The organism is Neobacillus novalis NBRC 102450 (genome assembly GCF_001591805.1).
GTDB classification, from domain to species: domain Bacteria; phylum Bacillota; class Bacilli; order Bacillales; family Cytobacillaceae; genus Neobacillus; species Neobacillus novalis.
On record NZ_BCVP01000031.1, the window covers coordinates 20,740 to 37,494 of the forward strand.

Consider the following 16,755-nt stretch of genomic DNA (forward strand, 5'->3'; position numbering starts at 1 on the left):
TGGTTAAAAAACCCTTTTTCTTTTTGTCTACCGGGAAGATGTTACGATCCTCCTAATAGACGTAAATAGATTTAATAAATAACGCTTGATTTGAGGGGTGAATCAGTTGACAGGTCAACTAGTTCAGTATGGACGACACCGCCAACGAAGAAGTTACGCACGAATCAGTGAAGTATTAGAATTACCAAATCTCATTGAAATCCAAACCTCTTCATATCAATGGTTTCTGGATGAGGGATTGCGTGAAATGTTTCAGGATATTTCACCAATTGAAGACTTTACTGGTAACCTATCACTGGAATTTATTGATTACAGCCTTGGCGATCCAAAGTATTCTGTTGAAGAATCAAAAGAACGGGACGTTACATATTCTGCTCCATTGCGTGTGAAAGTACGTCTTGTAAACAAAGAAACTGGTGAAGTAAAAGACCAAGATGTCTTCATGGGTGATTTTCCACTTATGACGGAGACTGGTACGTTTGTTATTAATGGAGCAGAACGCGTTATTGTTTCACAATTAGTGCGTTCACCGAGCGTGTACTATAATGGAAAACTTGATAAAAATGGAAAGAAAGGATTTACAGCTACTGTAATTCCGAACCGCGGCGCTTGGCTCGAGTATGAAACAGATGCCAAAGATGTCGTATATGTGAGAATAGATCGTACTCGGAAACTGCCCGTTACGGTTCTTTTGCGTGCACTTGGCTTCGGCTCTGATCAAGAAATCATCGAATTGATTGGAGATAACGAGTATATTCGCAATACGTTAGAGAAAGACAACACAGAAGGTGTCGACAAAGCGCTTTTAGAAATCTATGAGCGTCTGCGTCCGGGTGAACCGCCAACTGTCGATAATGCCAAGAGTTTATTGGTATCTCGCTTCTTTGATCCAAAGCGCTATGATCTTGCTAATGTAGGCCGTTATAAAATCAATAAAAAGCTTCATATTAAAAACCGCCTATTTAATCAACGTTTAGCAGAGTCACTCGCCGATCCGGAAACAGGGGAAATTATTGCTGAAAAGGGTACTGTTCTTGATAGAAGAAATCTTGACAGAATTATTCCTGCTCTTGAAAAGGATATTAATTTCAAAGGCTTTAGTCCTGCAGGCGGCGTTGTCGAAGATGAAATCATTCTTCAGGCCATAAAAATTTATGCGCCTGGTGATGAAAATGAAAAGGTCATTAATGTATTAGGTAATGCCTACGTGGCTGAACCAATCAAAAATATTACCCCTGCAGATATCATCTCATCGATTAGCTATTTCTTCAATTTATTACATGGAGTAGGCGACACTGATGATATCGACCATTTAGGAAACAGACGTCTTCGTTCTGTTGGTGAATTACTGCAAAATCAGTTCCGGATTGGTTTGTCTCGGATGGAGCGTGTGGTTCGTGAAAGAATGTCCATACAAGATACAGCAACGATTACACCACAGCAATTAATTAATATTCGTCCAGTTATTGCTTCGATAAAAGAGTTTTTTGGAAGCTCGCAGTTATCGCAGTTTATGGATCAAACAAACCCGCTTGCTGAATTAACACACAAGCGTCGTCTATCAGCCCTCGGACCTGGTGGTTTAACCCGTGAACGTGCGGGATTTGAGGTTCGCGACGTTCACTATTCCCACTATGGGCGGATGTGTCCGATTGAAACACCTGAGGGCCCGAATATTGGATTAATTAACTCATTATCATCGTATGCAAAGGTTAATCGCTTTGGGTTTATCGAAACGCCATACCGTCGTGTTGATCCTGACACAGGAAAGGTAACGAGCCGAATCGATTACTTAACCGCAGATGAAGAAGATAACTATGTAGTAGCACAGGCAAATTCACGTCTTGATGATGATGGTTCTTTCCTTGATAACGATGTTGTTGCTCGTTTCCGTGGTGAAAACACGGTCGTAAATCGCGATCGCATCGATTATATGGATGTATCGCCTAAACAGGTTGTCTCTGCGGCAACCGCGTGTATCCCATTCCTTGAAAACGATGACTCTAACCGTGCCTTGATGGGTGCGAACATGCAGAGGCAGGCTGTACCACTTATGCAGCCGGAAGCGCCAAGAGTAGGTACAGGGATGGAATATGTATCTGGAAAAGACTCAGGTGCAGCAGTGATTTGTAAGCATGAGGGTATAGTCGAACATGTTGAAGCGCGTGAAGTTTGGGTACGTGAAATTAAAGAAGTAGATGGTCAAGAGGTAAAAGGTGATCTTAAAAAATACCGGCTCTTGAAATTTATCCGCTCTAACCAAGGTACTTGCTATAACCAACGTCCAATCGTTGCTGTCGGTAACCGTGTGAAAAAAGGTGAAATCCTTGCCGATGGTCCTTCAATGGAGTTAGGTGAATTGGCCCTTGGACGGAATGTACTTGTTGCGTTTATGACATGGGATGGCTATAACTATGAAGATGCGATTATCATGAGTGAACGTCTTGTAAAAGACGATGTTTATACATCGATTCATATTGAAGAATACGAATCTGAATCCCGTGATACAAAGCTCGGGCCGGAAGAAATTACCCGTGATATTCCAAACGTGGGTGAAGATGCGCTTCGCAATTTAGATGAGCGTGGAATTATTCGCACCGGTGCGGAAGTAAAAGACGGTGACCTGCTTGTAGGTAAAGTTACGCCAAAAGGAGTAACCGAATTAACGGCAGAAGAACGTCTTCTCCATGCTATTTTTGGAGAAAAGGCTCGTGAAGTACGCGATACTTCATTAAGAGTTCCACATGGCGGCGGCGGAATTGTTCACGACGTTAAAGTGTTTAATCGTGAAGATGGTGATGAACTTCCACCGGGAGTAAATCAGCTTGTCCGCGTATATATTGTTCAGAAACGTAAGATTCATGAGGGCGATAAGATGGCTGGCCGTCACGGAAATAAAGGGGTTATCTCTCGGATTTTACCTGAAGAGGATATGCCGTATTTACCAGATGGCACGCCTGTTGATATCATGCTAAATCCTTTAGGCGTACCGTCACGGATGAACATTGGCCAGGTGTTAGAGCTTCATCTTGGGATGGCAGCTCGTTACCTTGGCATTCATGTGGCATCTCCGGTTTTTGACGGAGCCACTGAGGAGGATGTATGGGGAACGATTGAAGAAGCAGGAATGTCCCGTGATGCAAAAACAGTTCTTTATGATGGCCGTTCCGGTGAACCATTTGATAACCGTGTCTCTGTAGGCGTCATGTATATGATTAAACTAGCACACATGGTTGATGATAAGCTCCATGCCCGTTCAACGGGGCCTTACTCACTTGTAACCCAACAGCCACTTGGCGGTAAAGCCCAATTTGGCGGACAGCGTTTCGGTGAGATGGAGGTTTGGGCACTTGAAGCATACGGTGCCGCATACACACTTCAAGAAATTCTTACCGTTAAATCAGATGACGTTGTTGGCCGTGTGAAAACATACGAAGCAATTGTCAAAGGTGAGAATGTTCCGGAACCAGGCGTTCCAGAATCATTTAAAGTATTAATTAAAGAACTTCAGAGTCTTGGTCTGGATGTGAAAATTCTTTCCGGTGACGAACAAGAAATTGAAATGCGCGATACGGAGGATGACGATGACTTACAGCAAGTCGATACGTTAACCATTGCACCTGAAGCGCAAAACCTTGAATCTGAAAAAGTCGGTTCAAAAGAGTAATTATTTATTCTAGCTGCAGCGCACATTCGTGCGCTTCCGCTTTACTTCGCAATAAGGGAAAAACCTGGAGATCGAAAGGGAGGTAGGCCCCTTGCTGGACGTTAATAATTTTGAGTATATGAAAATTGGTCTCGCTTCACCGGATAAAATCCGCTCGTGGTCATTCGGAGAGGTAAAAAAGCCAGAAACCATTAACTATCGTACTTTGAAGCCTGAAAAGGACGGTTTATTCTGTGAAAGAATATTCGGTCCAACAAAGGACTGGGAATGTCATTGCGGCAAATACAAGCGTGTCCGCTATAAAGGCGTCGTTTGTGACCGCTGTGGAGTTGAAGTAACCCGTGCAAAGGTTCGTCGTGAACGAATGGGTCATATTGAGCTTGCTGCACCTGTATCACATATTTGGTATTTCAAAGGGATTCCAAGCCGAATGGGACTAGTATTAGACATGTCACCTCGGGCTTTGGAGGAAATCATTTACTTCGCTTCGTATGTAGTGACAGAATCCGGTGATACCGCCCTTGATAAGAAGCAGCTTCTATCTGAAAAAGAATATCGTGCGTATCGTGATAAGTACGGAAACAAATTCCAAGCGGCCATGGGCGCAGAAGCGATAAAAAAGCTTCTTTCTGATATCGATTTAAACAAGGAAGTTGACTTTTTAAAAGAAGAATTAAAAACCGCTCAAGGTCAGCGCCGCACACGTGCTATTAAACGTCTTGAAGTGTTAGAAGCATTCCGTGGTTCAGGAAATGAGCCAGATTGGATGGTTCTTGATGTTCTTCCAGTTATTCCGCCAGAGCTTCGTCCAATGGTTCAATTGGATGGAGGAAGATTTGCAACTTCTGACTTAAACGACCTTTATCGTCGTGTTATTAACCGTAACAACCGTTTAAAGCGTTTATTAGATCTTGGTGCACCGAGCATTATCGTTCAAAACGAAAAGCGGATGCTTCAAGAGGCTGTTGATGCTTTGATTGATAACGGCCGCCGCGGCCGCCCGGTCACAGGTCCTGGTAACCGTCCATTAAAGTCACTTTCCCATATGCTAAAAGGAAAGCAAGGACGTTTCCGTCAAAACTTGCTTGGAAAACGGGTTGACTATTCAGGACGTTCCGTTATTGTTGTTGGACCAAACTTGAAAATGTATCAATGTGGTCTTCCAAAAGAAATGGCGCTTGAACTGTTCAAGCCATTTGTGATGAAGGAGCTTGTAGAGAAAGGTTTAGCCCACAACATCAAATCAGCAAAACGTAAAATCGAACGAGTTTCACCAGATGTTTGGGATGTACTCGAAGATGTCATCAGAGAGCATCCGGTTCTATTAAATCGTGCCCCAACATTGCATAGATTAGGAATCCAGGCATTTGAACCAACCCTTGTTGAAGGACGGGCAATTCGTCTTCATCCACTTGTATGTACTGCATATAATGCGGACTTTGACGGCGACCAAATGGCTGTTCACGTACCGCTATCATCTGAAGCGCAAGCAGAAGCACGCCTGTTAATGCTGGCTGCGCAAAACATCTTGAATCCTAAAGATGGTAAACCCGTTGTTACTCCTTCCCAGGACATGGTATTAGGTAACTATTACTTAACCCTAGAGCGAGAAGGCGCAATTGGCGAGGGTATGATATTTAAAGATACGAGCGAGGCAATCCTTGCTTATCAAAATGGTTATGTTCACTTCCACACACGAGTTGCTGTTCATGCTGGCTCATTAGGAAATGAAACATTTACGGAAGAACAAAACAATAAGTTGTTAATTACCACGGTTGGTAAGCTTATTTTTAATGAAATTCTGCCGAAATCATTCCCTTATATCAATGAACCAACAAGAAATAATCTAGAGGTTGAAACACCTCAGAAGTATTTTGTTGAAAAAGGGGAAGACATTAGGGCGAAAATTATTCAAATGCCTTTGGTTGATCCATTCAAAAAGAAAATCCTTGGAAATATCATTGCAGAAGTATTCAAACGTTTCAAAATTACCGAAACGTCAAAAATGCTTGACCGCATGAAGGATTTAGGATTCAAACATTCGACAAAAGCTGGTATTACCGTAGGGGTAGCAGACATTGTCGTACTTGGAGAAAAGGAACAGATCCTCCATGAAGCCCAAGCAAAAGTAGATAATGTGACAAAGCAATTCAGACGTGGTCTGATTACTGAAGATGAACGTTACGATCGTGTTATCGCTATCTGGAGCCAAGCAAAGGATGTTATTCAAGGGAAACTGATGAAGTCCTTGAATAAAACGAATCCAATCTTTATGATGAGTGATTCCGGCGCCCGTGGTAATGCATCCAACTTTACACAGCTTGCTGGTATGCGCGGTCTGATGGCCAACCCGGCTGGACGAATCATTGAGTTACCAATCAAATCAAGTTTCCGTGAAGGACTAACGGTATTAGAGTACTTTATCTCTACACACGGTGCTCGTAAAGGTCTTGCTGATACAGCCCTTAAAACGGCTGACTCTGGATATTTAACACGCCGTCTTGTTGATGTTGCACAGGATGTCATTGTTCGTGAAGATGATTGCGGAACTGACCGCGGCTTCTTAATTAGTGCCTTAAAAGATGGTACTGAAATAATCGAAGGATTGGACGAACGTCTAATTGGCCGATATGCAAGAAATGCAATTAAGCATCCTGAAACGAAAGAAGTTCTTGTTCCTGAAAATGGCTTGATTACTGAGGATTTAGCCGAAATCATTGTTGGTGCGGGTGTTGAAGAGGTTAAAATCCGTTCTGCATTTACATGTAATACCCGTCATGGTGTATGTAAAAAGTGTTATGGCCGTAATCTGGCAACTGGTCAAGAGGTGGAGGTTGGTGAAGCGGTTGGTATTATCGCTGCCCAATCCATTGGTGAGCCAGGAACACAGTTAACGATGCGTACTTTCCATACTGGCGGTGTAGCAGGAGACGATATCACTCAAGGTTTACCGCGTATCCAAGAAATTTTTGAAGCTCGTAACCCGAAAGGTCAAGCGGTTATTTCAGAAATTGACGGGATTGTCGTTGGCATAAATGAGGGACGTGATCGTCAGCATGAAATCGTTGTTCAAGGCGAGGTTGAATCTCGTACTTATAACGCGCCGTATACAGCGCGATTGAAGGTAGCAATCAATGACCCAATTGAACGCGGCCAAGAGTTAACGGAAGGTTCAATTGATCCGAAAGAACTGATCAAAGTGAAAGACGTTAAGTCGGTTCAAGAATACCTATTGCGTGAAGTACAAAAGGTTTACCGCATGCAAGGGGTTGAAATTGGCGATAAGCACGTTGAAGTAATGGTTCGTCAAATGCTCCGTAAAGTTCGTGTGAGTGATGCTGGTGAAACGGATGTTCTACCAGGCACACTTCTTGATATTCATCAGTTTAGGGATGCGAATGAAAAAGCACTCTTAAGCGGTAAATTACCGGCAACAGGACGTCCAGTCTTACTTGGAATCACAAAAGCTTCTCTTGAAACCGACTCATTCTTGTCTGCCGCATCGTTCCAAGAAACAACAAGAGTTCTTACCGATGCAGCGATTAAAGGCAAGCGCGATGAATTACTCGGCTTAAAAGAGAATGTTATCATCGGGAAACTTGTTCCTGCAGGAACTGGCATGCAGCGTTACCGTAAAGCTGAGCCGGTGCTAAGAGATACAACATCCGAAGAAACCGTTGCGATTGATTAAATAATCTGCGGTACTTGCTACATGGCAAGTACCGCATTTTAAAGAAGCTATAATCAATTTGTTTGTCTAAAAAAGTAAAATCATTTGTTGACATCTATTAATGAAGATGTTACTATATCAAAGGTGCTCCTATTCACCTGATACTTTGGAGGATATGATTTATGTCTTATGAAAAAGTATTGCAGGCACAAAGAATCGTTATAGGGACAAAACAAACAGTGAAGGCACTTAAAGAAGGACTAGTAAAAGAGATGGTAGTTGCTAATGATGCTGACAATAGCATGACAGCGAAAATTATCAGCGAAGCTCTTGGATCGGATGTTCCTGTCCTCTATGTAGACTCAAAGAAAAAACTTGGGAAAGCATGCGGGATTGAAGTGGGTGCTGCAGCAGTTGCAATTATCCGTTAAAAACTGTTTTTGTAGATAGAGAAGTCTGCAAAAACTTTGTTTTTGCCAAAAAATGAACCACCTGGATGTGTGGACTTACAAATAATGAAGGGAGGAAACAAATCATGCCTACTATTAACCAACTAGTGCGCAAGCCTCGTCAATCAGTGGCAGAGAAGTCAAAATCTCCTGCGCTAAACAAAGGTTATAACAGCTTTAAGAAATCACAAACGAATGTAACTTCACCACAAAAACGCGGAGTATGTACTCGTGTTGGTACAATGACTCCGAAGAAACCGAACTCAGCGTTACGTAAATATGCTCGTGTGCGTTTGACAAACGGTATCGAGGTGACTGCATACATTCCTGGTATTGGCCACAACCTTCAAGAGCACAGTGTTGTTCTTATCCGTGGAGGACGTGTAAAAGACTTACCAGGGGTACGTTATCATATCGTCCGTGGAGCACTTGATACAGCTGGTGTAAACAACCGTATGCAAAGCCGCTCAAAATATGGTACAAAGAGACCAAAAGCAGCGAAAAAATAATAACTTTAAATAGAAGCTTCACTGAAAGGAGGAAAATACATGCCACGTAAAGGTCCTGTAGCAAAAAGAGACGTATTACCAGATCCGCTATATAATTCAAAAATAGTTACTCGTCTAATCAACAAAATGATGGTTGACGGTAAAAGAGGTAAATCCCAAGAGATACTTTATTCTGCGTTTGATACTATTCGCGAACGTACCGGCAAAGAGCCAATGGAAATCTTCGATGCAGCGATGAAAAACATCATGCCAGTACTTGAAGTAAAAGCTCGCCGTGTAGGTGGTGCAAACTATCAAGTTCCCGTTGAGGTGCGCCCTGACCGCCGTTCAACTCTTGGTCTTCGCTGGTTAGTGAACTATTCACGTAATCGCGGAGAAAAAACGATGGAAGAGCGTTTAGCTAATGAAATCATGGATGCAGCTAACAACACTGGTGCAGCTGTTAAGAAGCGTGAAGATACACACAAAATGGCAGAAGCAAACAAAGCGTTTGCACACTATCGTTGGTAATTTAACCTTATAACTTTCATACTAGGAAGGAGAAAGACCCAATGGCAAGAGAGTTCTCCTTAGCAAACACTCGTAATATCGGTATCATGGCTCACATTGATGCAGGTAAAACGACGACCACTGAGCGTGTACTTTATTACACTGGTAAGATTCATAAAATCGGTGAAACACATGAAGGTGCCTCTCAGATGGACTGGATGGAGCAGGAACAAGAACGCGGAATCACAATTACTTCCGCAGCAACAACTGCATCATGGAAAGGTCACCGCGTAAACATCATTGACACACCAGGACACGTAGACTTCACAGTTGAAGTTGAACGTTCTCTTCGTGTCCTTGATGGCGCTGTAGCTGTTCTAGATGCCCAATCAGGTGTTGAACCGCAAACTGAAACAGTTTGGCGTCAAGCAACAACTTATGGTGTACCGCGTGTTGTATACGTTAATAAGATGGATAAAATTGGAGCAGACTTCTTATATTCTATAGGAACCATCCATGACCGTTTGCAAGCAAATGCGCATGCAATCCAGTTGCCAATCGGCGCTGAAGATCAGTTTAACGGAATCATTGACCTTGTGGAAATGAACGCAACATTCTACGGAAATGACTTAGGTACTGATATTGAAGTACGTGAGATTCCCGAAGAGTATAGAGAACTGGCAGAGGAATATCGTGAAAAGCTAGTTGAAGCAGTAGCAGAACTTGATGAAGAGTTAATGGAGAAATACCTTGGTGGTGAAGAAATCACTAAAGAAGAGCTTAAAGCTGGCATTCGTAAAGGTACCGTTAATGTTGAATTCTACCCTGTAATCTGTGGATCAGCATTCAAAAACAAAGGTGTTCAGCTAATGCTGGATGCGGTTATCGATTATCTTCCATCTCCATTAGATGTTCCTGCAATCAAGGGACATGCACCTGATGAAGAGGATGTAGTCATTGAACGTCATTCAAGTGATGAAGAGCCATTCTCAGCTCTTGCATTCAAAGTTATGACCGACCCTTATGTTGGTAAATTAACGTTCTTCCGCGTTTACTCCGGAACGCTAGAGTCTGGATCATATGTTCAGAACTCTACTAAAGGAAAACGTGAGCGTGTAGGACGTATCCTGCAAATGCATGCAAACAGCCGTCAAGAAATCTCAAAAGTTTTTGCTGGTGACATTGCTGCTGCTGTTGGACTGAAAGATACAACTACTGGTGATACTCTATGCGACGACAAAAACCTTGTTATCCTTGAGTCTATGCAATTCCCTGAGCCAGTAATTCAACTTTCAGTAGAACCAAAATCTAAAGCAGACCAAGACAAGATGACTACGGCTCTGCAAAAACTTCAAGAAGAAGATCCAACCTTCCGTGCACATACTGACCAGGAAACTGGACAGGTTATCATTGCTGGTATGGGTGAGCTTCACCTTGACATTTTAGTTGACCGTATGCGTCGTGAATTTAAGGTTGAAGCTAACGTAGGTGCACCACAGGTTGCCTATCGTGAAACTTTCCGCGGTTCTGCCCAAGTTGAAGGTAAATTCGCCCGTCAGTCTGGTGGACGTGGACAATACGGACACGTTTGGATTGAATTCGGACCGAATGAAGAAGGAAAAGGCTTCGAGTTTGTTAACGGAATTGTCGGTGGTGTCGTTCCTCGTGAATACATCCCAGCCGTTCAAGCTGGTCTAGAAGATTCCCTTAACCGTGGTGTTCTTGCTGGATATCCATTGGTTGATATCAAAGCAAGATTGTTTGATGGTTCCTACCATGATGTTGACTCCTCGGAAATGGCGTTTAAGATTGCTGCTTCGATGGCACTTAAGAATGCTGCATCCAAGTGTAGCCCAGTAATCCTTGAACCGATGATGAGGGTTGAGGTTACAATTCCTGAAGAATATTTAGGAGATATCATGGGACAGATCACTGCTCGCCGTGGCCGCGTAGAAGGTATGGATGCACGTGGTAACGCACAGGTTGTTCGTTCAATGGTTCCACTTTCAGAAATGTTTGGTTATGCAACCGCACTTCGTTCAAGTACACAAGGTCGTGGAGTATTCTCGATGCACTTTGATCACTACGAAGAAGTACCAAAATCAATTTCTGAAGAAATCATCAAAAAAAATAAAGGTGAGTAATTGATTTTCGCCTTTCTTTAAAGTATAACTACTATTGTAAGCATGGAAGCTGATATGTTGGGACAACCATCTGCAGCTTCCATAAAAAATATACTTAACTTATATATTAAGAGGAGGATTTTCTAATGGGAAAAGCTAAATTCGACCGTTCTAAGCCACACGTTAACATTGGTACAATTGGACACGTTGACCATGGTAAAACAACTTTAACAGCTGCAATCACTTCTGTACTTGCTAAATCTGGTAAAGCAGAAGCACGCGGATATGATCAAATCGACGGTGCGCCTGAAGAAAAAGAGCGTGGTATCACAATTTCTACATCACACGTTGAGTACGAAACTGATGCTCGTCACTATGCACACGTTGACTGCCCAGGACACGCTGACTACGTTAAAAACATGATCACTGGTGCTGCGCAAATGGACGGCGGTATCCTTGTAGTATCTGCTACTGACGGCCCAATGCCACAAACTCGTGAGCACATCCTTCTTTCTCGTCAAGTAGGTGTACCATACCTTGTAGTATTCATGAACAAGTGTGACATGGTTGACGACGAAGAACTTCTTGAATTAGTAGAAATGGAAATTCGTGATCTATTATCAGAATACGACTTCCCTGGCGATGACACTCCAGTTATCAAAGGTTCTGCTCTTAAAGCATTAGAAGGCGAAGCTGCATGGGAAGAAAAAGTTATCGAACTTATGAATGCTGTTGATGAGTTCATTCCAACACCAACTCGTGACACTGACAAACCATTCATGATGCCAGTTGAGGATGTATTCTCAATCACTGGTCGTGGAACAGTTGCTACAGGACGTGTTGAGCGTGGTGTAGTTAAAGTTGGGGACGTAGTTGAAATCGTTGGTTTCACTGAAGAGCCAAAATCTACTACTGTAACAGGTGTAGAAATGTTCCGTAAGCTTCTTGATTTTGCAGAAGCTGGTGACAACATCGGTGCCCTTCTTCGTGGTGTAGCACGTGAAGAAATCGAGCGTGGCCAAGTATTGGCTAAGCCGAAATCCATCACTCCACACACAAAGTTCAAAGCACAAGTTTACGTTTTATCTAAAGAAGAAGGTGGACGTCATACTCCATTCTTCACAAACTATCGCCCACAATTCTATTTCCGTACTTCTGATATTACTGGTATTTGTAATCTTCCAGAAGGCGTAGAAATGGTTATGCCTGGCGACCATATCGAAATGATTGTTGAACTAATCGCTCCTGTTGCTATCGAAGAAGGAACTAAGTTCTCTATTCGTGAAGGCGGACGTACAGTAGGTTCAGGTTCAATCACAACTATTACTGAATAATTTTTAAATATAAAAAGCAGATGGGTGACGATCCATCTGCTTTTTTGTGTTTAAAAGCCAAATTCCGAGTTTCTTCTATAGTATAATGTTCTGTTTGATTCCCCATAAATAATTAGGAGATTATTGGAGATATTCAAAAGCTATTGAAATTAATAAAGTCAGTCTATATAATAAGAAAAGTGTTCAGCATAGAAGCCTAAAAAAATTCGTAATAAATGTTGCGTTTGCTTTATGTTTTATGTATAATAGACAATGTTGGTCTTTGACTGCGAGGATGTGAAAGGTTGCTGACACACCCGGCCGCTTTGCCATGGCGAGTGTGTGGGAAATTTTCACTGAGAATGTCTATTTTGAAAATAGGCGAATAAAGGAGGGAAAATAATGGCAAAACAAAAAATTCGTATCCGTTTAAAAGCGTATGATCACAGAATCCTTGATCAATCTGCAGAAAAAATCGTAGAAACAGCAAAACGTTCTGGTGCGGCCGTTTCAGGTCCAATTCCGCTGCCAACTGAAAAAACTATATATACGATTCTTCGTGCGGTCCATAAGTACAAAGATTCACGTGAGCAATTCGAACAACGGACACATAAGCGTCTAATCGACATCGTTAACCCAACTCCACAAACAGTTGACGCGTTAATGCGTTTAGATTTACCATCTGGTGTTGATATCGAAATTAAGCTTTAATTCAAAATAAAAGAAAAATTATTCAGGAGGTGTGACTTAAATGACCAAAGGAATCTTAGGAAGAAAGATTGGTATGACTCAAGTGTTTGCAGAAAACGGCAACTTAATTCCTGTAACTGTAGTTGAGGTAGCTCCAAACGTAGTCCTTCAAAAGAAATCAGTAGATAGCGATGGATACACAGCTGTTCAAGTTGGTTTTGAAGACAAACGTGAAAAGTTATCCAACAAACCAGAAAAGGGCCATGTTGCGAAAGCAAATACTGCTCCTAAGCGCTTCATTCGCGAATTCCGCGGAGACGACTTAGCAGCATATGAAGTTGGTCAAGAAGTCAAAGTTGATATTTTCGCTGCAGGCGATACTGTAGATGTAACAGGAATCTCAAAGGGTAAAGGTTTCCAAGGTGTAATCAAACGCCACGGACAATCTCGCGGCCCAATGGCTCACGGTTCACGTTATCATCGTCGCCCTGGTTCAATGGGACCTGTTGCTCCAAACCGCGTATTCAAAGGTAAACTTTTACCAGGACGTATGGGTGGAGACCAAGTTACAGTTCAAAACCTTGAAATTGTAAAGGTTGATGCTGAGCGCAACTTACTTTTAATCAAAGGTAACGTTCCAGGAGCTAGAAAAGCATTACTTAAAATTAAAGGTGCGGTAAAAGCATAATTACCTTTTAAGAAAGGAGGAACAAAGGAATGCCTAAAGTAGCATTATTAAACCAAAGCGGATCACAAGTTGGTGATATCGAGCTTAATGAATCTGTTTTTGGGATTGAGCCTAACCAACACGTATTATTTGAAGCAATTGTTATGCAACGTGCTTCATTACGTCAAGGAACTCATAAAACTAAAATTCGTTCTGAAGTGCGCGGCGGTGGTCGTAAGCCATGGCGTCAAAAAGGAACTGGCCGTGCTCGTCAAGGGTCAATTCGTTCTCCACAATGGCGCGGAGGTGGTACAGTATTTGGACCAACACCACGCAGCTACAGCTATAAATTACCGAAAAAGGTTCGTCGCTTAGCGATAAAATCTGCTTTATCTTCTAAAGTGTTAGAAGAAAACATTTTGGTACTTGAAAGCCTTGCTTTCGATGCACCAAGAACCAAAGAATTCAAAACAGTATTAGGTGGCCTTTCTGTTGAGAAAAAGGCACTTATCGTTACAGCTGACCTAGACGAAAACGTAGCATTATCTGCACGTAACATCCCTGGTGTAACAGTTGTAACAGCTGATGGAATCAACGTATTAGACGTTGTCAATCATGATAAATTAATCATGACTAAAGCAGCGGTTGAAAAAGTAGAGGAGGTGCTTGCATAATGGATGCACGCGATATCATTAAGCGCCCCGTTATTACTGAGCGTTCTACTGACCTAATGGCTGAAAAGAAATATACGTTCGAAGTAGATGTTAGAGCTAACAAAACACAAGTTAAAGATGCTGTTAAAGTAATCTTTGGTGTTGATGTAGAGAAAGTTAACATCATGAACTATAAAGGGAAATTCAAACGTATGGGTAAATTCGGCGGATATACAAACAAACGCCGTAAAGCAATTGTAAAATTAACTGCTGATAGCAAAGAAATTGAATTCTTTGAAGCATAAGAACCTAACAAGAAGAGGAGGGAAATAAAATGGCGATTAAAAAGTACAAACCTACCTCCAACGGTCGTCGCGGAATGACTACTTCTGATTTTGCTGAAATCACAACTAGTACTCCAGAGAAATCTCTTTTAGCACCGCTAACGAGAAAAGGCGGCCGTAATAACCAAGGTAAGTTAACTGTTCGTCATCAAGGTGGCGGCCACAAGCGTCAATATCGTTTAATTGACTTTAAACGGAACAAAGATGGCATTCCAGGACGCGTTGCCACTATCGAGTACGATCCAAACAGATCTGCAAATATTGCATTAATCAATTACGTGGATGGAGAAAAGCGTTATATCTTAGCTCCAAAAAACCTAGTAGTTGGTATGGAAGTAATGTCAGGCCCTGAGGCTGATATTAAAGTGGGTAACTCCCTTCCACTAGTTAATATTCCAGTTGGTACAGTAGTACACAACATTGAATTAAAACCAGGAAAAGGCGGCCAGTTAGTTCGTTCTGCTGGAACAAGCGCACAAGTACTTGGTAAAGAAGGAAAATACGTACTAGTACGTTTAACTTCTGGTGAAGTTCGTATGATTCTAGCTGAATGCCGTGCATCTATCGGCCAAGTTGGAAATGAACAACATGAACTTATTAAAATTGGTAAAGCCGGACGTTCACGCTGGTTAGGCAAGCGCCCAACTGTTCGTGGATCGGTAATGAACCCTAACGATCATCCACACGGTGGTGGTGAAGGACGTTCACCAATCGGACGTAAGTCACCAATGTCTCCATGGGGCAAACCAACTCTTGGTTACAAAACTCGTAAGAAGAAAAACAAATCAGATAAATTTATTGTACGTCGTCGAAAAAAATAACGGGACTTTACTACGGTTCATAGATAGAGCCGTAGAACAGTCACGAAGGGAGGTTCCTTCATGGGTCGCAGCTTGAAAAAAGGACCATTTGTTGATGATCATTTAATGGTTAAGGTCGAAAAGTTAAATGAAACCGAGGGTAAACAAGTTATTAAAACTTGGTCTCGTCGTTCTACGATTTTCCCACAATTTATCGGCCATACAATCGCTGTTTATGACGGTCGCAAACATGTGCCTGTATATTGTACTGAAGACATGGTAGGACACAAGCTTGGAGAATTTGCTCCAACACGTGCTTACAAAGGCCATGGTAATGATGACAAGAAAACAAGACGTTAAGAGAGGAGGGCATCCAAATGCAAGCTAAAGCTGTTGCAAGAACAGTTCGTATTGCTCCTCGTAAAGCACGTTTAGTCGTTGATTTAATCCGAGGTAAGCAAGTTGGTGAAGCGGTGGCGATTTTAAATCTCACTCCTAAGGCTGCTTCTCCAATCGTTGAAAAAGTATTAAAATCAGCTATGGCAAATGCCGAGCACAACTATGAAATGGACGTAAACAATCTAGTTGTTGAACAAGCATTTGTTGACGAAGGACCAACCTTAAAACGTTTCCGTCCTCGCGCTATGGGCCGTGCAAGCCAAATTAACAAACGCACAAGCCACATCACAATCGTATTATCAGAAAAGAAGGAGGGATAAGCTGTGGGTCAAAAAGTAAATCCTGTCGGTTTGCGTATTGGAATCATTCGTGATTGGGAATCTAAGTGGTACGCAGGCAAAGACTTCGCTACTCTTTTACACGAAGACCTTAAAATTCGTGAATACATCACGAAACGTTTAAAAGATGCTTCTGTTTCTAAAGTAGAAATCGAACGTGCTGCAAACCGTGTGAACGTAACAGTCCATACAGCTAAGCCTGGTATGGTTATCGGTAAAGGCGGTACGGAAGTGGAAGCACTTCGTAAAGCATTAAACTCATTAACTGGCAAACGAGTTCATATCAACATCCTTGAAATCAAGAGAGCTGACGTTGATGCGAAATTAGTTGCCGAAAATATTGCTCGTCAATTAGAAAATCGTGTATCTTTCCGTCGTGCACAAAAGCAAGTAATTCAACGTGCGATGCGTGCTGGTGCTAAAGGTATTAAAACAATGGTATCAGGTCGTCTAGGCGGTGCGGATATCGCTCGTTCTGAACACTACAGCGAAGGAACAGTTCCACTTCATACACTTCGCGCAGATATTGACTATGCTACTGCTGAAGCTGATACTACTTATGGTAAGTTAGGCGTTAAAGTATGGATCTATAAGGGCGAAGTCCTTCCTACTAAGAAGAAAAATGCGGAAGGAGGCAAATAATC

At 42.2% G+C, this 16,755-nt stretch carries 15 protein-coding genes; all 15 read left to right on the top strand.

Annotated elements, in window-relative coordinates; all coding sequences use genetic code 11:
- The first annotated feature begins 106 nt into the window (after positions 1-106).
- Entirely contained in the window at positions 107-3,667 is a 3,561-nt protein-coding gene (rpoB, locus tag BANVL01_RS20435) for a DNA-directed RNA polymerase subunit beta (protein WP_066094672.1), read from the top strand.
- 91 nt (positions 3,668-3,758) lie between these two features.
- Positions 3,759-7,358, top strand: coding sequence for a DNA-directed RNA polymerase subunit beta' (rpoC, locus tag BANVL01_RS20440; RefSeq protein ID WP_066094675.1), 3,600 nt, complete (start codon positions 3,759-3,761; stop codon positions 7,356-7,358).
- 161 nt (positions 7,359-7,519) lie between these two features.
- Complete coding sequence (locus tag BANVL01_RS20445; RefSeq protein ID WP_066094678.1) at positions 7,520-7,768, top strand: 50S ribosomal protein L7ae-like protein; 249 nt, start codon at positions 7,520-7,522, stop codon at positions 7,766-7,768.
- A 104-nt stretch (positions 7,769-7,872) separates the two neighbouring features.
- Positions 7,873-8,295: a 30S ribosomal protein S12 gene (gene rpsL / locus BANVL01_RS20450; protein ID WP_066094681.1), complete on the top strand. Its 423-nt coding sequence runs from the start codon at positions 7,873-7,875 to the stop codon at positions 8,293-8,295.
- A 39-nt stretch (positions 8,296-8,334) separates the two neighbouring features.
- Positions 8,335-8,805, top strand: a complete 471-nt coding sequence (gene rpsG / locus BANVL01_RS20455; protein WP_066094684.1) for a 30S ribosomal protein S7 — start codon at positions 8,335-8,337, stop codon at positions 8,803-8,805.
- Between the two features lie 41 nt (positions 8,806-8,846).
- Positions 8,847-10,928 carry an elongation factor G gene (gene fusA / locus BANVL01_RS20460; RefSeq protein WP_066094687.1) on the top strand — a complete coding sequence of 694 codons (2,082 nt, stop codon included), beginning with the start codon at positions 8,847-8,849 and terminating at the stop codon, positions 10,926-10,928.
- Positions 10,929-11,053: 125 nt separating this feature from the next.
- Positions 11,054-12,241, top strand: a complete 1,188-nt coding sequence (tuf, locus tag BANVL01_RS20465; protein ID WP_066094690.1) for an elongation factor Tu — start codon at positions 11,054-11,056, stop codon at positions 12,239-12,241.
- Positions 12,242-12,622: 381 nt separating this feature from the next.
- Complete coding sequence (rpsJ, locus tag BANVL01_RS20470; RefSeq protein ID WP_066094693.1) at positions 12,623-12,931, top strand: 30S ribosomal protein S10; 309 nt, start codon at positions 12,623-12,625, stop codon at positions 12,929-12,931.
- A 40-nt stretch (positions 12,932-12,971) separates the two neighbouring features.
- Positions 12,972-13,598: a 50S ribosomal protein L3 gene (gene rplC, locus BANVL01_RS20475; RefSeq protein ID WP_066094697.1), complete on the top strand. Its 627-nt coding sequence runs from the start codon at positions 12,972-12,974 to the stop codon at positions 13,596-13,598.
- Between the two features lie 29 nt (positions 13,599-13,627).
- A complete protein-coding gene (rplD, locus tag BANVL01_RS20480; protein ID WP_066094700.1) occupies positions 13,628-14,251 on the top strand; it encodes a 50S ribosomal protein L4 in 624 nt (207 codons plus the stop codon).
- Entirely contained in the window at positions 14,251-14,535 is a 285-nt protein-coding gene (gene rplW / locus BANVL01_RS20485; RefSeq protein ID WP_066094703.1) for a 50S ribosomal protein L23, read from the top strand. The genes rplD and rplW overlap by 1 nt, the downstream gene beginning before the upstream one ends.
- Positions 14,536-14,564: 29 nt before the next feature.
- Entirely contained in the window at positions 14,565-15,395 is an 831-nt protein-coding gene (rplB, locus tag BANVL01_RS20490; RefSeq protein WP_024027904.1) for a 50S ribosomal protein L2, read from the top strand.
- Positions 15,396-15,455: 60 nt separating this feature from the next.
- Entirely contained in the window at positions 15,456-15,734 is a 279-nt protein-coding gene (gene rpsS, locus BANVL01_RS20495) for a 30S ribosomal protein S19 (protein WP_007085286.1), read from the top strand.
- Positions 15,735-15,751: 17 nt separating this feature from the next.
- Positions 15,752-16,093 carry a 50S ribosomal protein L22 gene (gene rplV / locus BANVL01_RS20500; RefSeq protein ID WP_024027902.1) on the top strand — a complete coding sequence of 114 codons (342 nt, stop codon included), beginning with the start codon at positions 15,752-15,754 and terminating at the stop codon, positions 16,091-16,093.
- A gap of 3 nt (positions 16,094-16,096) precedes the next feature.
- A complete protein-coding gene (gene rpsC, locus BANVL01_RS20505) occupies positions 16,097-16,753 on the top strand; it encodes a 30S ribosomal protein S3 (RefSeq protein WP_066094704.1) in 657 nt (218 codons plus the stop codon).
- Positions 16,754-16,755 lie beyond the last annotated feature (2 nt).